Source organism: Chryseobacterium lineare, assembly GCF_977014045.1.
Window position 1 is genome coordinate 1,145,058 of record NZ_CDRNIQ010000001.1, and the last position, 22,505, is coordinate 1,167,562.

The 22,505-nt window shown below is 37.3% G+C and carries 27 protein-coding genes; 3 read left to right on the top strand and 24 right to left on the bottom strand.

The window, feature by feature from the left end; translation table 11 throughout:
* The first annotated feature begins 174 nt into the window (after positions 1–174).
* Positions 175–684, top strand: coding sequence for a pyridoxamine 5'-phosphate oxidase family protein (locus ACWNCI_RS05100; RefSeq protein ID WP_449387426.1), 510 nt, complete (start codon positions 175–177; stop codon positions 682–684).
* Between the two features lie 77 nt (positions 685–761).
* On the opposite strand, the gene ACWNCI_RS05105 is transcribed toward ACWNCI_RS05100, so the two are convergent.
* From ACWNCI_RS05105 to ACWNCI_RS05185, 17 genes are all read right to left on the bottom strand, one after another.
* Positions 762–1,418 (bottom strand): DUF6766 family protein, encoded by a 657-nt coding sequence (locus ACWNCI_RS05105; RefSeq protein ID WP_449387427.1) that lies wholly within the window; start codon positions 1,416–1,418, stop codon positions 762–764.
* Positions 1,419–1,429: 11 nt separating this feature from the next.
* Positions 1,430–2,953 carry an FAD-dependent oxidoreductase gene (locus ACWNCI_RS05110; RefSeq protein WP_449387428.1) on the bottom strand — a complete coding sequence of 508 codons (1,524 nt, stop codon included), beginning with the start codon at positions 2,951–2,953 and terminating at the stop codon, positions 1,430–1,432.
* Between the two features lie 21 nt (positions 2,954–2,974).
* On the bottom strand, positions 2,975–3,127 hold the full coding sequence (locus ACWNCI_RS05115; RefSeq protein WP_346985318.1) for a hypothetical protein: 153 nt from the start codon (positions 3,125–3,127) through the stop codon (positions 2,975–2,977).
* A gap of 29 nt (positions 3,128–3,156) precedes the next feature.
* Positions 3,157–3,909 carry an SDR family oxidoreductase gene (locus tag ACWNCI_RS05120; RefSeq protein ID WP_449387429.1) on the bottom strand — a complete coding sequence of 251 codons (753 nt, stop codon included), beginning with the start codon at positions 3,907–3,909 and terminating at the stop codon, positions 3,157–3,159.
* Positions 3,910–3,915: 6 nt separating this feature from the next.
* Complete coding sequence (locus ACWNCI_RS05125) at positions 3,916–4,716, bottom strand: SDR family NAD(P)-dependent oxidoreductase (RefSeq protein WP_346985316.1); 801 nt, start codon at positions 4,714–4,716, stop codon at positions 3,916–3,918.
* Between the two features lie 2 nt (positions 4,717–4,718).
* Positions 4,719–5,219, bottom strand: coding sequence for a CinA family protein (locus ACWNCI_RS05130; protein ID WP_346985315.1), 501 nt, complete (start codon positions 5,217–5,219; stop codon positions 4,719–4,721).
* Between the two features lie 32 nt (positions 5,220–5,251).
* The gene (locus ACWNCI_RS05135; RefSeq protein ID WP_449387430.1) at positions 5,252–6,430 is read right to left on the bottom strand and encodes a zinc-dependent alcohol dehydrogenase; all 1,179 of its coding nucleotides are present in this window, start codon (positions 6,428–6,430) and stop codon (positions 5,252–5,254) included.
* Positions 6,431–6,472: 42 nt separating this feature from the next.
* Positions 6,473–8,614, bottom strand: a complete 2,142-nt coding sequence (locus ACWNCI_RS05140; RefSeq protein WP_449387431.1) for a catalase — start codon at positions 8,612–8,614, stop codon at positions 6,473–6,475.
* Positions 8,615–8,857: 243 nt separating this feature from the next.
* Positions 8,858–9,478, bottom strand: coding sequence for a ferritin-like domain-containing protein (locus tag ACWNCI_RS05145; protein WP_346985312.1), 621 nt, complete (start codon positions 9,476–9,478; stop codon positions 8,858–8,860).
* A gap of 75 nt (positions 9,479–9,553) precedes the next feature.
* On the bottom strand, positions 9,554–10,354 hold the full coding sequence (locus ACWNCI_RS05150) for a KGG domain-containing protein (RefSeq protein WP_449387432.1): 801 nt from the start codon (positions 10,352–10,354) through the stop codon (positions 9,554–9,556).
* Positions 10,355–10,562: 208 nt separating this feature from the next.
* Positions 10,563–11,159 carry a Crp/Fnr family transcriptional regulator gene (locus tag ACWNCI_RS05155; RefSeq protein WP_449387433.1) on the bottom strand — a complete coding sequence of 199 codons (597 nt, stop codon included), beginning with the start codon at positions 11,157–11,159 and terminating at the stop codon, positions 10,563–10,565.
* Between the two features lie 74 nt (positions 11,160–11,233).
* A complete protein-coding gene (locus tag ACWNCI_RS05160; RefSeq protein WP_449387434.1) occupies positions 11,234–11,830 on the bottom strand; it encodes a Crp/Fnr family transcriptional regulator in 597 nt (198 codons plus the stop codon).
* 554 nt (positions 11,831–12,384) lie between these two features.
* Positions 12,385–12,981 (bottom strand): Crp/Fnr family transcriptional regulator, encoded by a 597-nt coding sequence (locus ACWNCI_RS05165; protein WP_042721528.1) that lies wholly within the window; start codon positions 12,979–12,981, stop codon positions 12,385–12,387.
* Positions 12,981–13,358, bottom strand: coding sequence for a bacillithiol system redox-active protein YtxJ (gene ytxJ / locus ACWNCI_RS05170; protein WP_449387435.1), 378 nt, complete (start codon positions 13,356–13,358; stop codon positions 12,981–12,983). Before ytxJ ends, ACWNCI_RS05165 begins: the two co-directional genes overlap by 1 nt.
* Positions 13,355–13,816: a DUF1569 domain-containing protein gene (locus tag ACWNCI_RS05175; protein WP_449387436.1), complete on the bottom strand. Its 462-nt coding sequence runs from the start codon at positions 13,814–13,816 to the stop codon at positions 13,355–13,357. Before ACWNCI_RS05175 ends, ytxJ begins: the two co-directional genes overlap by 4 nt.
* Positions 13,810–14,346 carry a YfiT family bacillithiol transferase gene (locus ACWNCI_RS05180; protein WP_346985306.1) on the bottom strand — a complete coding sequence of 179 codons (537 nt, stop codon included), beginning with the start codon at positions 14,344–14,346 and terminating at the stop codon, positions 13,810–13,812. The genes ACWNCI_RS05175 and ACWNCI_RS05180 overlap by 7 nt, the downstream gene beginning before the upstream one ends.
* The gene (locus tag ACWNCI_RS05185; RefSeq protein WP_449387437.1) at positions 14,303–14,902 is read right to left on the bottom strand and encodes a hypothetical protein; all 600 of its coding nucleotides are present in this window, start codon (positions 14,900–14,902) and stop codon (positions 14,303–14,305) included. The genes ACWNCI_RS05180 and ACWNCI_RS05185 overlap by 44 nt, the downstream gene beginning before the upstream one ends.
* 87 nt (positions 14,903–14,989) lie before the next feature.
* Here ACWNCI_RS05185 and pncA point away from each other — a divergent pair, with 87 nt between their 5' ends.
* Positions 14,990–15,595 carry a bifunctional nicotinamidase/pyrazinamidase gene (gene pncA, locus ACWNCI_RS05190; protein WP_449387438.1) on the top strand — a complete coding sequence of 202 codons (606 nt, stop codon included), beginning with the start codon at positions 14,990–14,992 and terminating at the stop codon, positions 15,593–15,595.
* Positions 15,596–15,672: 77 nt separating this feature from the next.
* Here pncA and ACWNCI_RS05195 read toward each other — a convergent pair whose 3' ends face one another.
* Together ACWNCI_RS05195 and gyrA are read right to left on the bottom strand one after the other, a co-directional pair.
* Positions 15,673–16,707, bottom strand: coding sequence for a tetratricopeptide repeat protein (locus ACWNCI_RS05195; RefSeq protein ID WP_346985303.1), 1,035 nt, complete (start codon positions 16,705–16,707; stop codon positions 15,673–15,675).
* Between the two features lie 29 nt (positions 16,708–16,736).
* The gene (gene gyrA / locus ACWNCI_RS05200) at positions 16,737–19,316 is read right to left on the bottom strand and encodes a DNA gyrase subunit A (RefSeq protein WP_449387439.1); all 2,580 of its coding nucleotides are present in this window, start codon (positions 19,314–19,316) and stop codon (positions 16,737–16,739) included.
* 148 nt (positions 19,317–19,464) lie between these two features.
* On the opposite strand from gyrA, the gene ACWNCI_RS05205 reads away from it, so the two are divergent.
* A complete protein-coding gene (locus tag ACWNCI_RS05205) occupies positions 19,465–19,779 on the top strand; it encodes a DUF4286 family protein (RefSeq protein ID WP_449387440.1) in 315 nt (104 codons plus the stop codon).
* A gap of 97 nt (positions 19,780–19,876) precedes the next feature.
* Here ACWNCI_RS05205 and ACWNCI_RS05210 read toward each other — a convergent pair whose 3' ends face one another.
* From ACWNCI_RS05210 to ACWNCI_RS05230, 5 genes are all read right to left on the bottom strand, one after another.
* Positions 19,877–20,062, bottom strand: coding sequence for a hypothetical protein (locus ACWNCI_RS05210; protein WP_449387441.1), 186 nt, complete (start codon positions 20,060–20,062; stop codon positions 19,877–19,879).
* Between the two features lie 125 nt (positions 20,063–20,187).
* Positions 20,188–20,685, bottom strand: a complete 498-nt coding sequence (locus tag ACWNCI_RS05215; protein ID WP_449387442.1) for an N-acetyltransferase family protein — start codon at positions 20,683–20,685, stop codon at positions 20,188–20,190.
* 1 nt (position 20,686) lies between these two features.
* Positions 20,687–21,199, bottom strand: coding sequence for a DUF421 domain-containing protein (locus tag ACWNCI_RS05220; RefSeq protein ID WP_449387443.1), 513 nt, complete (start codon positions 21,197–21,199; stop codon positions 20,687–20,689).
* 144 nt (positions 21,200–21,343) lie between these two features.
* Entirely contained in the window at positions 21,344–21,478 is a 135-nt protein-coding gene (locus tag ACWNCI_RS05225; protein WP_449387444.1) for a bacteriocin-like protein, read from the bottom strand.
* Between the two features lie 86 nt (positions 21,479–21,564).
* Entirely contained in the window at positions 21,565–22,485 is a 921-nt protein-coding gene (locus ACWNCI_RS05230) for a carbohydrate kinase family protein (protein WP_449387445.1), read from the bottom strand.
* Positions 22,486–22,505 lie beyond the last annotated feature (20 nt).

Sequence of the window (22,505 nt, forward strand, 5' to 3'; positions counted from 1 at the left end):
AAAATATATTAGAATTTAAACAGGTTCTAAATATTTCAAGTTTCTATATTGAAAAGAACAACATTTATAAATGCTACTTAATTGTATGTAAATTTTGAACACACCGTTCATTATGGTCGGATTTTTGAATAGTAATCAGTACTTTTTATTATCCAATCACTAAAATATAATATTATGTCAACAGAAAATCTTACACACCACGACGCTGTAAAAAAAATCAAAGATTTATCCGAAAGTACAAAAATCTGTATGTTCTGTACAGAATTGGATACGCTGCCGATCAATTCCAGACCGATGTCTTTACAGGAAACTGATGATGAAGGAAATCTTTGGTTCATCAGCAGTGATACCAGCAACAAAAATTTTGAGATTAAAGAAGATAAAAGAGTCCAGCTTTTCTTTATGAATAATGGCGACTATCAATATCTTTCCGTTTTTGGAGATGCTACCATTTATAAAGACCGCTCAACAATTGAGGACAAATGGTCGCCAATGGCAAAAGCATGGTTTGAAGACGGTAAAGATGATCCTAATGTTTCGATTATCCGCTTAGAGCCAAGAGAATCTTATTATTGGGATACAAAAGTTGGCAAGCTGGTAAGTCTGATGAACTTTGTGACTGCGGCTGTTACCGGCAAGACTACCGATAATTCCGACGGTGTTGAAGGAAAAGCAAAAATTTAACAATAGTAAATTTATGAAAAAGAGCAGGCTGCATCACATCGATGCAGCCTGTTTTATAATGTAATGAATTGAGGAAACTAAGGTGTTTCATCGTGAGACATATCCACAGGTTTAGATTCCGGAGAACCTTTTTCACGCAGCCAGATCGAAAGAATCACCAGTGAGGCAACAGCGAGAAATTCGCTTTGCCAGTTCTGAAAAGATTCAAACCAGAAACGGGATTCCGTGATGTACTGTGATGCACTGATGGTTGGCTTTTCTTTTGAGATCTGTTCTTCATTATACTCTTTCAGACTTCCATAGAAATGAAGCGAAAAACTGATAATAAACAGAACGGCAAAAGCCATTGATAAGGAATGTTTATACATCTTAAGCCATATACCGCCTTTTTTTACCGGCCATGGGGCATTGACATGTGGTACGGGTTCTTTATCGACATCCTCTTCTTTGTCCAAAGATTTAGATTCGCTTGAACCTTTCTGACGAAGTGAAACCGTCAATAACACATACAGCATCATCTGCAGGAACTCACTTTCCCAGTTTTCAAATGTAGCCTGTATGAAATGCCCGCTATAAACGTATTGTCCTAAACTTAATGCAGCACTTCCATTTTCCATGAGTTCCTTATTTTCTGTTTTCCAGCCTGTAAAAAACTGTGCAGTAAGACAAGAAATCATAAAAATGATCAGAACAATACTTAAACTGTTTCGATATAAAAATCCTTTTTTAGACATATTTTTAAAGATTAAATTCCCGAATCGGCATCCACCCGCGGCAGATCTCTCACAGTAGGTCCTGTAAGCAGTTTTCCGTTGATATTGAATCGTGACCCGTGGCACGGACAATCCCAGCTGAGCTCTGCACTGTTCCATCTCACTTCACATTTGGCGTGCGGACAGGTGCTTTTCACCAGATGTACGGTTCCGTTCGTTTCCTTATACAAAGCGTAGGATTCCCCTTCGTATTTCACCACTTTTGCCTGTCCTTCTTTTACTTCTGAAAGCGAATGGATCTTTTCGGCAAACAGTTTATCTTTAATAAAATCGTAGGCTACCACCGCATTTTCTTTCACAAAATCAGCAAAGCCTGCAATCGGCTTGATGCGTGACGGACTGAAAATGTCTTCATATGTATTTTCTCCTTTAATAATTAAATCTGAAAGAATCTGTGAAGAAATGGTTCCCAATGTCATTCCGTTTCCTCTGAACCCTGTTGCGGTAAATATTTTCCCGTCACTTCCCGGAAGTTTACCGATATAGGGGAATCCGTCTACAGGTTCATAATATTGGCTTGACCAGCTGTAATATACTGTTTCTACATCAAAATATTTTCTGACATAATTTTCAAGCCTTGAAAAGCATTCTCCGGTATCTTCTTCATGACCGGTTTTATGGTCTTCACCACCGGCGATCAGTAGTTTCTGTCCGTTAATTTCCTGAACTCTGTAATAGTGATAAGGATCGATGAGATCGTATCCCAGATCTTCCGGATATTTTCCGTCTTTCAGGCTGAAAGCTAAGGCATAGCTTCTGTAAGGTGAGTTGGTAATGTGTAAAACACTAAGACCAGGAGGAATATGAGTGGCATAAACGACATTTTTGGCTTTAATTTCACCTTTTGATGTTTCCAAAACAACATAATCGTCCTGCTCATCATGGCTTTCACAACGACATTCCTCAAGGATCACACCTCCCAAGCTGAGAAAAGCTTCACATAATCCCTTAATATATTTTATAGGATGGAATTGTGCCTGGTCAGGAATACGCACCGCTTCTTTAAACGGAATCGGAAAAGGAATATCTTCTACATACGTCATCTCATGGCCTACCTCTGAAGCGCCTTCCGCAATATCTTTCAGCTGCTTCTGTTGTTTTTCATCCAAAGCAAAAAGATAGGCTGTCTTTCTTTCGAAATCACAGTCAATACCAAAGTGTTGAATATTGCTTTCTATGATACCAATAGCTTCCCGGCCTACATTGGCAAAGAGTTTTGCGTTATCTAACCCAAAATCATCAATTGCCTCTTTAAAAGTGGTGTCAAAGAAATCATTAAGGTGTGCGGTTGTTCCTCCGGTTGTTCCGAAACCAATATTGGCAGCTTCCAGAAGAATACATCTTTTCCCGGCCTGCTGCAGCTTCAAGGCAGTGGAAACCCCGGTAATCCCGCCCCCGACTACTGCTACATCGTAGAGCTGTTGAAGGTCGGCCTCCGAGGAAAATTTCCTGATTTCTTCCTGCCAGATACTTTTTCTTGCTCCGTCTCTGTACATGAATTAGAATTTTCGTTAAACTTATTTAATCTGCAATGTGTCGCTTTCTGCTTTATTGCTGTCGGAATTCTTGTTGTCGTATTTGTTTTTCGGTTCGTCCTCATCAAACCCGCATCTGCAGGATGAAAATGCGAACATGCTTAAAATTCCTAAAACTAAAGTGGTTGTTTTCATAATCACAAATGTTTTTTGTTTTTAAAATATTATCCATTCACAACAAGGCCTCCATTAGGATGAAGTACTTGTCCGGTGATCTGAGCCCCATCATCACTTGCAAGGAACAGATAGCTGGTCGCCACTTCCTCAGGGGTTGCATTTCTTTCGAAAGGTGGTTTGTTCGGATCGTCTTCTTCTTCTCCGAAAGTCTCTTTGGTTAATGGTGTTGCTACCGGACCCGGCGCCACGGCATTGACACGGATTCCTTTAGGTTTGGACTGTAATGCCAGCGAACGGGTGAAGGAAACGATTGCTCCTTTTGTAGCCGAGTAATCCAACAATTCTTCATGCCCTTGGTAAGCTGTTGCCGAAGTCGTATTGATAACAGAGCTTCCCTGTTTTAAATGAGGAAAAACAACTTTAGTAAGAAGAATCATTCCTATAATATTAGAATTAAAAGTTGTTCGGATATTTTCTTCCTCAAGATCAATGATATTATCTGCAGGGAACTGCACGCCGGCGTTATTCACTAAAATATCAATGCCTCCGAATTGCGAAACCACTTTTTGAGTAGTTTCTTCGCAAAACTGATAATCATTAACATCTCCTTTAAATATGGCCGCTTTTCTTCCTAAACCTTCTATTTCTGATTTCGCTTTTTCTGCGTCTTTATCATCAGAATAATAAATAATGGCAATATTTGCGCCTTCTTTTGCGAAAAGTAAAGCGACCGCTTTACCGATTCCGCTGTCTGCTCCAGTGATCAGGACAGTTTTATTTTCTAATTTTAAATTCCCCATACTCATCTACTTTTCATTTACCGGTTTTTGCATTTCTGCCATTCTGTGTGCAGCCATACTGTCTGTTGCGATATTCGACATGGCTACGGTTAGTTTGTTTTTTAGGCCTGAAACTACTTTGTCATCACCATTCATTAAAGCATTGAATCCGTCAATAGCAACTTCTTCGGGCGAAGAAAGATTGTCTTTATCTTCCAGAATTTTGCTTTCATTCATGTCGGCTTTGTTAAAGAAATCTGTATCTGTAGGTCCCGGCAGTAAAGCCGTTACCGTAATTCCTGAATCCTTAAGTTCTTCACGTATCGCTTCAGACCAGGATAGAATAAATGCCTTTGTTCCATGATACACCGAATGCCAGGGGCCGGGAGCCTTACTTGCAATCGAGGCAAGATTCAGGATTTTCCCTGATCCTTTGGGTAGACGGTCTTTTAAGAACATTTTTGTCAGGATAATAACAGAAACAATATTTAAATTAATAATATCAACTTCCCGGTGAATATCGGTATCCTGAAATTTGCCATACACACCCTGCCCTGCATCATTTACGAGAATTGCAGGACTAATTCCGTTTAGCTTCAACTCTGAATATAAAGCATAGGCATCTTCTTCAATAAAGAGATTCTTAGCAATAGTAATTACATTAACGCCATAGTTTTTAAATTCATCTGCCTTTGTTTTCAGTTCGTCATGATTCCGGGCAACCATAACGAGATCATAACCGTTTTTTGCAAATTGTTTAGCAAGCTCATAGCCGATCCCGCTGGTTGCTCCCGTAATCAGCGCATATTCATTTTTCCTGTTCATCATTCTTACTTTAAAATTAACAGTTGATTTATTTCACTTTTAAGACATCCCAAAATAAACTCTGTGTAATACAGCTGTGCATTCAGTGCCTGCGTTTTAGGATGCAGCTCCAATTTTTTTGTTAAAACGATTTCGCCTTTATAAGAAAATGAAAAGTAGGCAAAGATTTTATAAGAAGAATTGCGTATTGGTGTACAATATCCTGTTGTAGCAATCGACCAATCCGACTGGAAAAGCTTTGCTGCATTCAGCGCCATTGTTTCTGCAATATTTTCTGAAACACAGTCGCATTCTTCTGCTTCATGGGCATCTACATTCAGTAATCTTACTTTTTCCTGCAGAGTATAAGCGGTAAGACCGCCTTTGTAAAACATAGAGGCATTCGGCATCTGTGAGAAAGCCAATTGTAAACAGCCTGATGTAACGCTTTCCACCACGCAAATGGTTTCGTCTGTGGTCATTAAAGACTGGCTGATATACTCCAGAAGATTTTTTTGAAATTCCATAATTCTAATATTTATGTGTTTGTGTGTATTTTTTAGAGACTTGAAGCCTTCCACGGATCAAGAACAACCTTTACACATCCGTCCTGTTTCTTGTCGAAGATTTCGTAACCTTTAGAAACGTCTTCTAAAGACAGACGATGGGTAATAATGTCATTCAGTTGTACTCTGCCGCTCTGTACATGGTCCAGCAAATCATCGATGATCGCATGAACGTTGCACTGGCCGGCTTTTATAGTAATTCCTTTATCAAAAATCTGTCCAAGTTTAAAATTATCATAGTTTACAGGATAAACTCCCAACACAGAAACGATTCCGCCTCTTCTTACAGCACTCATGCAGGCCTCTAAAACTTTAATAGAACCCTTCTCAAAATTGATCACGGCTTTCGCACGGTCTATCAAATTTCTGTCCGGTTCAAAGCCTACTGCATCGATGCAAAGATCTGCTCCTCTCCCATCTGTCATATCACGGATCTGATCGATCACATTCTGGCCGTCTTCCCATAAAATCGTATCACAGCCTGTAAGGTTTTTAATCTGATCCAGCCTGTACTGCTGGGTATCAACAACGATTACCTTTTTTGCATTATGCAGAATCGCTGATTTTACCGACATTGAACCTACAGGTCCGGCTCCGAAGATGGCCACCGTTTCGCCACCTTTTAATTCGCCCCACATTACTCCTGTGTAGCCGGTCGGAAAAATGTCAGTGAGAAATAAAACCTGCTCATCAGTAAGGTTATCAGGAACTTTTCTAGGGCCAAAATGAGCGTAAGGAACTCTTACATATTGTGCCTGGCCACCGTCATAACCTCCATAGAGATCTGAATAACCGAACAGTGCTCCGCCTTTGTCGGTAAGAATCCCACCTTCCGGTCCATAATGCTCAGGGTTGCTGTGTTCGCAGGCTGTCGGAAGATCATGCTGACAGAAATAGCAGCTTCCGCAGGAAATCGGGAATGGTACCACTACCCTGTCTCCTACTTTAAGGTTGGTGATGTGCTGTCCCACTTCTTCAACAATCCCCATGAATTCATGCCCCATAACCATAGGCCTTGCCTGGGGAATTCCCCCTGAATACATATGCAGGTCGCTTCCGCAAATGGCTGTTGAGGTAACTTTTAAAATAACATCCCGAGAATCTTTAATAATCGGATCGTCGACCGTATCGCATTTGATGAGTCCCGGTCCGTGGATAACTGCTGCTTTCATAATTTTAATATTTAGTGTGGTGTAAAGTGTGTTTATATCTGATTAATTTTGGGCATTTCTTTCTAATTCTAAATCCCAGACTCTGTGATTGGCAATAGCTGTAATGAATTTATCTGAAGGATTTTCGTCTTCAGCAACAATGATGGCAGGATCGATATGACTTTTCGTGCTTACATTGCTGTTCATGTAAAGAGGTTCGGTTCCTTCTCCGAAGTAAATAGCCTTACAGTGTTTGTATGCCTCGTTGATAAAATTCAAAGCATGTTGTTTATTTTCCTGAGTAAGAAGCTCTTTCGTTGAGTTTTCTCCTGCCGCAATATAAAGAGCATCGAAAGAAACGCTGGCATTGCTCGTTAAAGAATGTTTAGGAGTCAGTAGAGATCCGTCATCCGTTTTTACCGGAGCCATACTTGTTCCTATGATTTCTACGACTGCATTTCCGGATTCCAGTTTGGTTTTTAAATCATTAATAGCTGTTGCATCTGCGCCATTTGCCATAATGAAACCGATTTTCCTGCCCATAATGGTATCTTTAACAGTATTCTGCATGCTTAAGGCATCTGAGAGCTGAGTATCAGGCTCCCTTTCTTCACTCTGTAATGTTGACGGATCTGCATCTGCCGGAATACTTTGATTCGGGAACTTAAGTTTTTTCACTTCCACGCCTAATTTTGCTGCAACTTTCGAGGCGAGATCTTTATCAACAAAATTCAGCAGGCTTACCATTCTTTCTCTTATCTCCGGTATTGTAACTTTAGAAAGCTCAAAGATCAATGCATTCTGAAGGTGCATTTTCTCCGGAGCCGACTGGCTGTTGTAGAATAATTTGGCCTGCGAATAATGATCTACAAAGCTCTGGCTTCGTTCTCTTACTTTAGCCCCGGAAACTCTCGCCTCCTGAGATACAAAACCTCCTTCTTTCATCATCGCCTGGAAAGGACATCCTCCGCCGATCGAATTCGGCTCGTAGCTGACTTTACCTTTGGCGATCTGCTGTCTCATGTGGCCATCTCTCTGGTTGTTGTGAACCACATTTATAGATCTGTTGATCGGGATTTCGTGAAAATTAGGACCTCCTAATCTGATCAGCTGTGTATCTGTATAGGAAAACAGCCTTCCCTGCAGTAACGGATCGTTTGTAAAATCGATTCCCGGAACAATATGCCCCGGATGGAAAGCAACCTGTTCTGTTTCTGCGAAAAAGTTTTCCGGATTTTTATTTAAAGTTAAAGTTCCTACCAACTGCACAGGTACTACTTCTTCGGGAACGATTTTGGTTGGATCAAGGAGATCGAAATCATATTTAAATTCATCTTCTTCAGGAATCAGCTGTACCCCGAAATCCCATTCCGGGAAAACACCGTTTTCTATAGATTCCCAAAGATCCCTTTTGTGAAAATCAGGGTCTACTCCGGAAATTCTCTGTGCTTCGTCCCAGGCAACTGAATGTACGCCCAGTTTTGGTTTAAAATGGAATTTAACAAAATGTGCTTTGCCTTCATCATTAATGAATTTAAATGAATGTACCCCAAATCCTTCCATTCTTGAAAAGCTTCTTGGGATTGCCCTGTCACTCATCAGCCACATGATCATGTGCATACTTTCCGGCATTAAAGAAATAAAATCCCAAAATGTATCGTGAGCAGACTGTGCCTGTGGTATTTCGTTGTGCGGTTCGGGCTTTACAGCATGGATAAGATCCGGAAATTTTATGGCATCCTGAATGAAGAATACCGGCATATTATTCCCTACAAGATCATAATTGCCTTCATCTGTATAGAATTTTACGGAAAAACCTCTTACGTCTCTTGCCAGATCCGTACTTCCTCTGCTTCCTGCAACGGTAGAAAATCTTACAAATACAGGAGTTTCCTTTCCCACTTCGGTTAAGAATTTTGCTTTCGTATATTTTGCAAGGCTTTCTGTAAGTTTAAAAACTCCGTGCGCACCGGATCCGCGAGCATGGACTACCCTTTCAGGAATTCTTTCGTGATCGAAATGCGTAATTTTTTCTCTTAAAATAAAATCTTCCAATAAAGTAGGCCCTCTGTCACCAGCTTTCAGGGAATCTTGGTTGTTATTGATTTTCAGTCCCTGATTGGTGGTCAGTTTTTCATTTTCATTGGAGGTCATGTGAGATTCCAGCTGGTTAAGCTTTTCATTGGTTGGTTTCTTGTCTTTCATAATTCTTTAATATTTGTTGGGTGTAATAATTTTTCTCTTTAAGAAGTTATTAATTCATTTGTTGTTTTTAAATATTTTTCAAATCAGTACGAGTCTTTAAAGAAAAGATAAAAAAGTATCTTCCTGAGCTCTTTGGTTCCTGTTCAAGCTTTTATAATTTTATTGCAATTCACATACCTAAATATTAATATTGTAAATGAACAAAGCCATATAGAGAAGCTCTACATGGCTTTATGTTCAAGTTTAATCTTCCTGTTCCGCATCGAAATTGATGTAGGTTTCGGCAATTTCCGTCAGATCATAATCGGTGTCTTCTTCTTCCTGCAATGTTTTTTCCAGGAGATCTGCTGCCTTATCGTGTCCCATAGTGATGGCCAGCTGTGCCAGGCCCCCGTAGGTTGCAATTTCGTAATGTTCTACTTTTTGTGCCGCAATAATGAGAGCGGCATCACGAGTCATAGAGCCTTCTTCTGTAGATTTTATTATCTCTTCGCCTTCTTCAATGATTCCTTTAATGGCTTTGCATTCTTTTTTTTCAGGCGTTTCATTGATAAGTTTAAATATCTTTTCAAGACGGCTTACATGTTTTTGAGTCTGCAGCTGATGATCTTCGAATGCTTCTTTCAGCTCTTCTGTAGTAGCTGCTTCCTGCATTTTTTCCAATGCTTCAATGATAGCATTTTCTGCATAGTAAATATCTTTAAGAGCGGAAACAAAAAATTTATGTAAAGGAGAATTTTTCATCTCGTTTTTATCTACAGTAGCATTATCAACAGATGCTGTTTTTTTTAATGAACCAGTTGTGGTTGTAGATGAAGTACCTGTAGTACTGCTGTCTTTGTTGTCTAGCGTTTTAGTTGCCATAATGTGAATGTGGTGTTTGGTTTTAAAAGATTACCCCTTTACTTAATCAATAAAGAGGTAATCGTGGAAAAAGAATTATGAATTATTACGTCTGCCGCCAAATCCGGATCTGCCCGAACCTGAAGATCTTCCGCCTCCATGAGAGGCCTGTCCGCCCATACGGGCAATTCTCGTACGTTCAGCCTTACTCATTGAAGCGAAACCTCTCTTTGATGATCCTGAGCCGGAGCCTGAATTTGAACTTCGACCTGAACCGCCGTTGTTTCCGGATCTTGAGCCGCCTCTGCCGCTACCTGATGCGGATCTTCCTGAATTTGAACTTGAACCTGAGCTAGAGCTTGATCCTGAAGATCTTCCGCCTCCGTTTCTGCTTCCTCTTGGTCTTCCCGGATTATCGTGTCTACGATCGTAGTTGTCACTGTTTGAGTTTGATGAACCTCTCGATGACCTGCCTCTGCTTCCGGAACCTGATCCCCCTGATCCTCCTGAATTTCTCCCTCTTCCTGAACCACGTCCTGATCCTGATCCTCCACGAGAACCACCTCTACCACCTCCGGAAGTAAATCTTCCCTGGTTGTCTCTCTGCTGGTTTCCGTTTCCTGATCTTCCTCTTCCTCTATTATCATCGTCGTCATCATCGTAATCTTCATCATCGTCGTCGTAATCTTCATCATAGTCATCATCGTAATCCTCATCTTCATCATCATAGTCTTCGTCAAAGTAATCTTCATACTCTGAGAAGTCATCATCATATTCTTCGTCCTGTGATGCATCGTTATAACCATGGTCATAACCTAATTGATAAATTTCTTCTAAATTACTTGATGAATCTGAATTCCCTCTGGAACTACGATTTCTTGAATTTCTAGTGTTCATAACTGAATTTTTATATTAATATTATAGTGATGGTATTGCTGGCCGTGACTAGTATTAGACAGCAATGAGTTTTTGGTTAAATTTATTTGAACATATAAGCTAAAGCTAATATGTACCTCGAATGAGGTTTAAGAATATGGATGAATTATTAACTCAAATGTACGTTAGAATATATCACTATTTTATGACCCAAGTCATGTTGGAAATATTAATATAAAATTTTTCGGTCTTTTATCGTGAGTTTGCCTTGCTTTTCCATCTTTTTCAGATTTCTGATAACAGTTTCTACCCTTAGTCCGGTAAGGTTGGCGATCTGTTGGCGGGTTAGTTCTACAGGGAAACATTGTTCGCAGTCACCGTCATGATAGCTTTTCAGGTAATTGAGTAATCCCTCAAGGCGTATCACCGGATTCTGAGAAGACATGTTCTGTAACATGATGGCTTTAAAATACAGTCTCTGAGACAGACATGCATTCAGTTCCAGAGAAATTTTCGGGTTGTTTTCGAGAAGCTCGATAAAGTTGTTTTTTGGAAGTCGTAATACTTCTACATCAGTAAGGCAGACTGCATTCATAACATAAATTTTTTCAATAAAAATCAATGAGTCTCCAAAACTTTGATTTTCACCGATGATATTATGAATAAATTCTTTGCCTCCTTCGTCGTAGCTGTTAAGCTTTACTTTTCCTTTTGTGATCTGATAATAATATGCGGCATGGTCTCCTTCTCTGTAAATGATCTCTTTCTGTTTATAAGATTTTCTTTCGGCACCGTATGAGTAAAGAAGTTCGGGCTCAATGTTCATGCAGCTGATCGTTTTCATTTTTCTACAGTTATTTTTTCTAAAAGGTCGTAAAAAAAATTAGTATTCAAACAAAATTAATATAAAATTTTTCGGTCTTTGATTTTTACTATTTTTTCTTTTTCCATTACCTTAATTGTTCTTATCGCTGTTTCTACACAAAGACCTGTAAGGCTTGCCATTTGTTGTCTGGTTAGCGGAATCATAAAGGAATAAGGAGATTGTTCTTTCTGAAAGCTTTTTAAATAGTCCATCAGCACTTTAAGCTTTGCTGTCGGATTCTGAGAAGATAGGTTCTGTGCCATTATCAGCTTAAAATAAAGCCTTTGCGAGAGGGTTTTGTTCATGTTTAAAGATATTTCAGGATAAAGCTTCATGAGATCAAGAAAAATGGTTTTAGGAATTCTAAGGACAGTGCATTTTGTAATAGCAATAGCATTTACAGGATAGGCTTTGTCCAAAAAAAGCAAAGATTCGCCAATGCTTTGACCAGGTTCTAAAAGTGTTTGTATAATTTCTTTTCCGTCGTCAGTATAATTGTTAAGTTTTGCTTCTCCATCGACGATCTGATAATAGTAATGTGGAATATCACCCTCTTTAAAAATAATATCCGCGGGGTTATAATGTCTCGTAACTGCTCCTACTGAACGCAGAATTTCTTCTTTAATAACCATGTCAGTTGTTTTTGATGTTTTTCTTCTATTGTATAAGCATTCCTAGTAAATAATTATTGATCTCTTATCTAAATACAAATTTCGCACCTTATTACATTTTGGATAATTAATTAATTCTATTGTCAATTTATCAGCAGTAAATTAGTTTTAATATTGCATTATAAATAAAAATATCTCGCTTTTCTAAAGACAAACGAGTATTGTAATCTATCAAAAATTGTAATGCTTATATTATCAGCAAGATTTTAGATATATTTAATTTTTCTTGTTTTCCTATTTCAAAATAAATATTCTTATGATCTATTAAAATAAATGATTTAAAATTGATATTTTAAAATAAGGTCAAAAAGATTTTATGAGTTTTTGATCAGCCGGGTGAATGCTGACTTGTCGGATTTTTGGAGGGAAGTTTCATATTATATTTTAGTGGTGTGATTACTAAAGATAGACCTATAATTTTTGTTATACTATGATCGTGGTCATAAGCAAAAATCCGCCAGGAGATTTACCTGGCGGACTAGAAATATGTCAACTTAGCTGTGAGTGCTAAATTTTTATTTACTGTCGGGAACAAAATTTTTCCGGGCAAGTTCCTTTCTTACACGGCTTAAGCTTTCAGGAGTGATCCCGAGATAAGAAGCAATCATCCACTGAGGAACTCTCAGGAGAAGATCCGGATACATTTTAATGAACTTCATGTAACGCTCTTCTGCAGTTTCTCCCAATAAAGAATTGATTCTGTCCTGAAGGCTTTTGATATGTTTTTGTAAAAGAATGTCACTTTTCTCAAGACTGTTCGGAAACTCGCCAATCAGCTTATTGATAAAGTCAGGATGTAAAAGAAGAACTTCAGAATCTTCTACCGCTTCGATATAATAAATTGATTTTTCATTAAAATATAAACTGCTTCGATCTGAAGTAAGCCAGCTTTCCGGTGCAAACTGAATGATGTGCTCTTTTCCGTTTTTATCAATAGAGTACATTTTCAGCAACCCTTTTTCAACGAAATAAATATATCTGCAGATTTCCCCGTATTGTAACAGAAACTGGTTTTTCTGAACCTTTTTTACTTCATAATGCACACTGCACATGTTCACCTTTTCCAACGGAACATCAAGAACTTTAGATAAATAATTATTAATATTCTTCATTATACAATTTGGTCTGCCGATATATGTTGATGCGATGCGCTATTCATTACTTTTCCGTTTTCAATGACGAGTAATTGCGGGCTTTCATGTCTTACATTCAAATCTTCTGCAATTTTATTTGAAATGGCTCTGTGGGCGAGCAAGTCCAGGAAATACAGTTCCGGCTTACTCTCTGAATTTTCAATTTCCTTTTCAAAATTTCTTAGAACCGTTTTACTTATAAAACAGCTGGTTGAATGTTTGAATATAGCAATTTTATGGTTGAATGAACTTTCAATAGCTTTTTTCAGATCTTCCTCAGATTCTATATATTTCCAGATCGGATTCTTGTCAGAAATTTCTTCTTTTCCACCGAATATTTTGTCAAAAAAACTCATACATTAAATTGTTTTAGATGATGATGAAGATGTTTGTATTCCAGAAATCCCCAGTCTTTTTCTTTCATTTTACCGAAAAGAACATGATGATCGGGCAGATTTTTGTTTTCAAAACAGATTCTGTATTCTTCAAGCGTTTTCAGAAGACTTTTCTTTTCTTCTTCAAAATCACACTCAAAATTAACGATAAGTTTTTGAAAAGTGGGCATATTTGGAGGAATTCCGTTATTAAAAATCTGAATCTCCCATTTTGTAACAATTCCTATGGCTCTAAATAAAAGGTTAATTTTTGGAAGCTCAATTTTCCCAAGCGGAACCTGAAGAACCTGATTACAGTGTTTCATCATCTGGCAGACATCCATTTTTCCCCATATCGGTTTTGAATTTTGATGTAAACAATAAATTCTGCTTATAATCTCTTCGAAAAAAAATGGGTTATGAAGACTTTTTTTTACCAACCTTTTTCTTTCTTTAAGTTTTCAATATGAGCAAAATGATGATTGCAGTGCCATGCATATATAGCGAGAGAGTTCCTCAGATCGTAGTTTTTATTGTGCTCAGGATGATGAAATGTTCGTTCAAACTGTTTATTGGTCATACTTTTCAGTAATGCCGTCCACCTTTGATGAGTTCCTTTTATCATTCTCATTGCGGGTTTTACAGGCATATTCTGACTGTCCTGAAGTTCTGCCCATTTTGCTTCTTCATATGGTTTTATTGTAGGATTGTCTTCCGTAAGAGCCAGTTTGAACCGTATAAAACTATTGATATGACTGTCGGCAATATGATTCACGAGTTGTCTTACTGTCCAGCCACCTTCTCTGTATTGTGTATCGAGTTGATCATCCGAAAAATCTTCAATCAGGTTTTTCAGTCTTCCCGGAAAATCTTTGATAACTTTTATGTATTCATCCAGTTTAACATCACAGATGTTTTCAGGTTCCTCAAACCTGCCTATGGGAAACTTTTTCTGTTCTATAGAGTTCATTTTTAATTATGTAATTTAATAATTCTGATAAAATAACAGCATCCTGATCATTTAAATAATATAACATTTTGTTGTGATACTGATCTGTTTCTGAGAAAATTATAAAATAGTGATAGTATTTTTTAATCATTAGATTTTCCCATGGAATTACCTCCTTACCGAAAGTAATTTTATCATTAGAAATTTTAATGCCACTTATTATCAGGTCTTCTTTATTTAAGAACTTATTAATATAATTTTTTAAAATATCATTGTAAAAATTCTCCCAAAGCGTATCAATAATCTCACAGTAAAGTTTATGTTTTTCGTTGAGTTTTCTTCCATAAAAGAGTCTGAAGGAAATCTTCATTTCTTTACCGGAAACTGTTTTTATAAAGATCTGATATTCTCTCCCGATCGTTGCCATATATCCTCTGATGAAATGTATCCCATATCGGATTCCTATAATTTCCTTTTTTATCAAAACAACACCATTAAGCGTTAAGGTTTTTTCATCAACAGTGAGAATAGATTTTTTATTGTTCAGGAATCCTTTATCAATGATATATGTTTTCATAATGCCTATTTGTCCGATAAATTTTATTTGGACAATTTTTTGAATATTAGTTTTTGTAAATTTATCAAAAATTCGATAATATTAAATATGAAAAAAGCGTTAATAATCGTAGATGTGCAGAATGATTTTTGTGAAGGCGGCGCATTGGCAGTTCCCGGAGCAAATGAGGTGATTCCCTACATCAATGCTCTGATGAATGAAAACGAGTATGATCAGATTGTTTTAACTCAGGACTGGCATCCTGAAAATCATAAAAGTTTTGCCAGCAATAATGGCAGAAAAGTCGGCGAAAGTATTATTCTGAATGGTGTTCCGCAGTTTATGTGGCCGGATCATTGTATCCAGGGAACTTTCGGGGCAGAATTTCACAAAGATCTTAACCGGGATAAAGTCACCCATATTATCCAGAAAGGTAAAAATGTTGAAATTGACAGCTATAGTGGCTTTCAGGACAATAATCATTTTATGAAAACAGGATTAGATGATTTTCTGAAATACCATGACATTCAATTATTGGAAATTGTAGGCCTTGCCATGGATTACTGTGTAAAATTCACCTGCACTGATGCCGTGAGCAGTGGATATGTCACATGCCTGCATTTCAACGGAACGAAGGCCGTAAATGTGAAACCTGATAACGGAAGAGATGCAATTTATGAAATGATCCAAAAAGGTGTAACTGTGCTGGGATAATCTGAAAATTAATTTAAATCAAAAATTTAATAATAAAAAAACCGAAACTTGATGTTTCGGTTTTTTATTTGATTGACTTATTTCGGCTGCTTGGCTTGAAGTTCAGCTTCTTTAGCTTTCATTTCATTATACTTAGCCGTATTTTTAGTTGTATTATAGATGTCCTTTAATACCTGAACAGCAGTAATATCTGTCGGCATTGCCTGATACCATTTTTCTGCATAAGGTAAAGATTTATTAAATCTTTCTTTTCTTGCTTCAATAAGTTTCGTTGCATCGTCCGGCTTTGATTTTCTCAATGCATTGATTTCACTTACTGCTTTTTCATCATCACCGATCACGGTGTAAACAAGGTTCTGATAAGCATTTGAGAAATCTGGTTTCAGCTCAATAGCTTTCTGGAAAGAAGCAATAGCATCATTTACCGTTTCAGGATTTTTTGACTGAAGAACTCCAAGATTGTACCAGTTGGTTGCATCATTCGGGTTTTTCGCCAATTGTTCTTTAAGGTTCTGCATAAATTTATCCGTGTTTCCGGATGCGTATAATGCACTTCCCTGATATTCCTTTAATTTAGTATTGTTAGGAAATTTGGCAAGACCTTTTTCAATAATGGCTAAAGCTTCGTCATTTTTCTTAGCATTCAGCAAAAGGGTTGATAAAGTCTCATAAAGATCAGCTTCCACACTTGGAGTCTGCTCCGATTTGAAATCAGAATAATCTTTTGAAGAACTTTTCTTTAACAATTCCCAGGTGCTTTTATCGTAGCTTGCCACCTGTCCTGTTTTGTTTTCTTTGGCCGTATAAGTCGTTTCAACGCCGGTGTAGCCTGAGTTAATAAGATCGGTATATATTTTTGTAGCCTGAGGAATATCATTTGCCAAAGCATAATTAAGACCTGCATAATACATATATACTTTATTGTCCTGTCCACTAGTCTTCAGTAAGTTGTAAACTTCCATAAACTTAGGAGCCGCCACAGCATAGTTTTTTGCGTTGTATGCATCCATTGCTGCTTTGTTAGCTTCTTGTAGCTGAGCGTTCACATCACCTTTCTGTCCGAAAACAAAAGCTGACGCTACGATAGCCATACCTAAAATTAGCTTTTTCATAATCACTATTTTATATTAATTGTACAATATTATTCTTCCGAATCAGAACTTTCATTTTCTCCCGCATTATTATCTGTCTGCGGTGTTTCTGTCTCGTTTTCGTGGTTATCAGCTACAGTTCCTTCTATTTCTTCTATTTCTTCAGTATCTTCTACTTCTTTGTCCATTGCTACTTTTGCAATAGCAGCAATTTCATCATTTTTCTTAAGGTTAATCATTCTTACCCCTTGCGTATTTCTTCCCATTACTCTCATCTCGTCCATTCCCATTCTGATGGCAACGCCGGATTTGTTAATGATCATTAATCCGTCTTCATCCGTTACATTCTGAATAGCAATCAGGTTTCCCGTTTTTTCAGTAATGTTGAGCGTAATAACTCCTTTTCCTCCTCTGTTGGTAATTCTGTAGTCTTCAACAGCTGTTCTCTTACCATATCCTTTTTCAGATACTACAAGAACAGTTTCTTTTTCTACGTCGTTTACTACAATCATACCGATTACTTCATCATCATCTTCCATGGCGATACCGCGTACCCCGATAGAACCTCTGCCCACTTCTCTTACCTTTTCTTCAGGGAAGCGGATACATTTACCGTTTTTCGTGGCAATCATAATTTGAGATGTACCATTTGTAAGGTATGCTCCCAACAACTGGTCATTATCTCTGATTTCAATGGCATTTACCCCATTCACTCTCGGTCTTGAATATGCTTCTAATGATGTTTTCTTAATGGTACCGTTTTTGGTAACCATTACCACGCTCATCTGGTTTACATATTCAGAATCTTTAAGGTTATTGGTTCGGATATAAGCTTTAATTTTATCATCAGGTTCGATGTTAATTAAATTTTGTACAGCTCTTCCTTTTGCGGTTTTAGAACCTTCAGGAATTTCAAACACCCTTAGCCAGTAGCATCTTCCTTTTTCGGTAAAGAACAGCATATACTGGTGATTGGTAGCAGAAACAATATATTCAAGGAAGTCGGAATCTCTTGTTGTTGCCGCTTTGTTACCCACACCTCCTCTGCTTTGTACCTTGTATTCTGAAAGTGAAGTTCTCTTGATATATCCGGCATGCGAAATAGTAAGTACTACAGATTCGTTCGGAATGATGTCTTCGATAGACATTTCACCTCCTGAGTAATCAATTTCCGTTCTTCTTTCGTCGCCGTACTTTTCTTTAACATCAATTAATTCATCCTTAATAATCTGGAATCGTCTTGGTTCATTTGTCAGAATATCTTCCAGATCTGCAATTTCTTTCATGATAGCGTCGTACTCATCACGGATCTTATCAAGCTCCATTCCTGTAAGACGGGCAAGACGCAGATCAAGAATCGCCTGAGCCTGAATTTCAGAAAGTTCGAAAGCTTCGATCAATCCTTCTTTTGCAGCCTGCGGATTGGCAGAATGACGGATGATAGAAATAGCTTTATCTAAAGCATCCTGCGTTCCGATTACTTTCATGAAACCTTCCAGAATATGAGCTCTTTCTTTTGCTTTTCTAAGCTCAAATTTGGTTCTTCTTACAATTACTTCATGTCTGTGTTCCACAAAATGGTGGATGATATCTTTCAGGTTTAATTGTTCCGGTCTTCCGTGAACCAATGCAATATTATTAACACTGAAAGATGTCTGAAGTGAAGTATATTTATATAATAAGTTTAAAACTACATTCGGAATTGCATCGTTTTTCAATTCATAAACGATACGAAGTCCTCTTCTGTCAGATTCGTCTCTGATTTCGTAAATTCCGGGGATTTTCTCGTCTTTTACCAAGTCTGCGGTTCTGGCGATCATCTCGGCTTTGTTTACCTGATAAGGAACTTCATTGACGATAATGGCATTTCTGTTTCCTATTTCTTCGAAAGCAACTTTAGCTCTTAACACGACTCTGCCTCTACCGGTATGGAAAGCATCTCTTACCCCATCATATCCATAGATAATACCACCTGTAGGAAAATCCGGAGCGATGATGTGCTGCATTAACTCATCAATCGTAATTTCTCTGTTATCAATATAAGCACAGATTGCATTTACAGCTTCCGTCAGGTTGTGAGGAGCCATATTGGTAGCCATCCCTACTGCGATACCTGAAGTTCCGTTAACCAAAAGGTTAGGAATTTTTGAAGGCATCACCGTTGGTTCAGTTAAGCTGTCGTCGAAGTTATTTTGGAAATCTACCGTTTCTTTGTCTAAGTCTGAAAGTACTTCATCAGAGATTTTTTTCAACCTGGCTTCGGTGTAACGCATCGCTGCCGGTGGGTCACCATCCATTGAACCGAAGTTACCCTGGCCGTCTACCTGAGGATAGCGGAGGCTCCAGTCCTGAGCCATTCTTACCATTGCATCATATACAGAAGAATCTCCGTGAGGGTGATATTTACCTAAAACGTCCCCAACAATTCTAGCAGATTTTAAATATTTTCTATTAGAAAAAACCCCTAATCCATACATACCGTAAAGTACTCTTCTATGAACGGGTTTTAAGCCGTCTCTTACATCAGGTAACGCCCTTGAAACGATTACCGACATCGAATAATCGATATAAGACGACTTCATTTCATCAACAATGTTGATGGGAATCAGTCTTTCTCCTTCTTTTTGCATAAACAAATTTTATTATAATGACAGTCAGACCCTTAGCTATACGTCTGAAAATTATTTTTTTTGAATTTTTATTAACGGGCTAATTTACGAAAAATTTGTCGATTTTTGCGGTAGAAATTTACTCAAAACATTAAAAATATCATAAAATATGAGCCTGCTTAGTATAACTTTCCACTGCACAAAAAACAATCTGGAAAAATGGGAAAACTATATCGATGAAACATTGGTTTTAATGACGGAAAATTTAATGGACGTTAATAAATATATCCTTTCAGAAGTGCATAGTGACTACATTGAAGAAGGAAAAAATTATAATCTTCTGCTTCTTTTTGATAATGATGAGTTGAGAGAAGACTTTGTGAAAAGCGAACTGCAAAATATCGCAGAACATGTTGAAGCCAGGTTTGGACAGGAAGTGATGATTTTCAATACTTTTTTAAATCCTAAAAAATCAAGATTTTAAATAAAGGCTGCTGTATAATTTTAAGTAACTCTTATTTGATAATTTATATCAGAACAAAAGCACCGAAAAAATCGATGCTTTTTTTATTTTTTTCAATTTATCTATGGCGTCCATGCCCTCTGTGATGCCCGTGCCCATGGTCATGTCCCGGCCCTCTTTCATAAATATAAACTTTTTTCGCTTGTCCCGGAGGCATCCCTCTTCTTCCGTGATGTTCATGAACAATACATGAAGTCATCATCATAATTGCTGTAACTCCAACAATTTTAATCAAATTTTTCATTTTTTCACTTTTCAAATTCCGGGATATGGTGAACAAGGTTAGTGCCAAAATGAGCAGGAACTTTTCGGCGATTTGTAAAATTATTTAAACAAACGCTTAAAGCTAATTAAATAGATAAAACATAATCAATTAATTACAGAGCTTCTTCTTTCAAGCAGAATGACATCTTTCCAGATTCCGTTGAGTTTTGCAAGTTTTTCCCGCACGCCTACTATTCTGAATCCGTTTTTCTGATGGAACTTTACAGAAGCCTGATTATCTAGAAATACATTTGCCTGCAGCGTCCAAAAACCGTGATCTTCACTGTCTAAAATAAGTTTTTTAAGTAACACTGAACCCAAACCTTTACGCTGATAATTGTTATCAAAATAAATACTTATTTCCGCGACACCTTGATAGCAATCTCTTTTACTGACAAGTTTTAAAGCGCACCACCCTACAATTTCCTGATTTTCATTTTCCAGAATCCAACGGCAGTCGTTGTGATATTCCATATCCCAGGCTTCAGCAGTGGGAACTGTCGTTTGAAAAGTTGCCATACCGCTCTCAATACCTTGCCTGAAGATGTCTAAAACCCTGTGTATATCATCAGGAAGCATTTCTCTAAGTTCATAGTTCTTCATATCAACGGTATTTATGTCTGTATTTTCTTTTAATTCTTGAATAATGAGTCTGTTTACTTTGTTCATCTTCGGAGATCACGCTGATATTTCCATCGACTTCAAGAATTGATAATTTCACTTTTTTTATTCCGTCTACACCATGCTCTCTTACTGCTTCCTCCAGTTCATCTTTACTGATCTTTACTTTATTTAAAGCATTTTCGTCTACTTTGCCATCCTTTATCAAAACTACCGGATCTTCTTCCATAAAACTTTCAAATTTTCTATTGGAAAACATTAATCTTTTAACGATAAAATTAGCTGCAAAAAGAACAAGCGCTGCTACAAGACCACCTTCCAGAGAAGTATTTTCGCCCACCATTGCATTCTGAACGGCATTAGAGATAAGCAGAAGCAGCACAACATCGCCTGCATTAAGCTGTGAAAGCTGATTTTTACCAAAAAGACGAATAGCGATCACCATGAAAAGGTAAACACAAACGGAGCGGATAACAACATCTAGAATGGGATTCACTACAGTTTTAATTATACCGTCAAATGTATTAATTTTTGTGGTATAATATCTTTTATGACTCGGTTTTTTAGGTAAAATAAATACAGTGAATGCTAAATAGAAAATGATAATAAAAAAACCGCCTGAAAAGCGGTTGATAAATGATTAAGGACATTGTGCGATTGGAACTTCGCTACAGACTGTTTTGTTTAATCTTTCACAGTAAACGCAATACTTTTTTGGTTCACCGCCGTACAATGACTTAAGTTCTGTTTTTGTAAGTTTCTTTAAATTTTTCATATCGTTTTACTTTTGTTGATCTAATTTAAAACGAAATCCGTTCTTAATTATTACAGATTTTACATGAAAATTTTCATGATCTGCATTTATGTGGTAGCCTGTTCATTCAACCCAAATTTTTCCTTTTTAAATTTTTCGAAATCTGAATACTGATATTCTGGACATGCACCGGATTGTGATGTGATGAACGCTCCTAAAGCGATTGCCTGTTTTAGAATTTCTTCCGGATTTTTGTTCCGGATTCTTTTTGAAATAAATCCTGATAAAAAAGCATCCCCACTTCCTACCGTATCAGCAACTGTAATTGGTAATGCTGCAAAAGTGTAGTTTTTATCGTTTACAAAATACCTTGCTCCGTCACTTCCTTTAGTTAAAACAACTTCCGTAATGTTGAAACGTCTTTGGATCGCTTGTACAGCTTCCTCTTCAGTATTAAATTTTTCATCTGTAAAATCTACAATCTGCTGCAGTTCGGATTTATTTATTTTGACAATATCGGATTTATGCAAAAGAGTTTTAATTAGTTCTACATCAATGAAAGGTGGTCTTAAATTAACATCAAAAATTTTAAGCTTTGCTATATCAAGAAGCTTAATCAGGGTATTTTTTGTTTTTTCACTTCTTGAAGAAAGACTTCCGAAGACAAACGCTTTAGCATTGGATATTAATTCTTTATGTTCATGAAAATATTCAATATAATCCCATGCCACATTATTAATAATCTCATAAGTTGCTTCGTTTTGTTTATCAATCTTCGCAATTACTGTACCGGTTGGATGATCATTATCAGCCTGTATGTAATCTGTTGAAATTCCCCAATTACTGATCTTTTGTATTAGTTTCTTTCCAAGTTCATCATCTCCTGTTCTGCTGAGTACCTTTACATCAATACCCATTTTATGGACATTATATGCCACATTAAAAGGCGCTCCTCCTGCTCTGGAACCTTCAGGGAAAATATCCCACAGAACCTCTCCGAAACATGTTATATAGGTTTTATCTTTCATTTAATTTAAAACATTAAAAT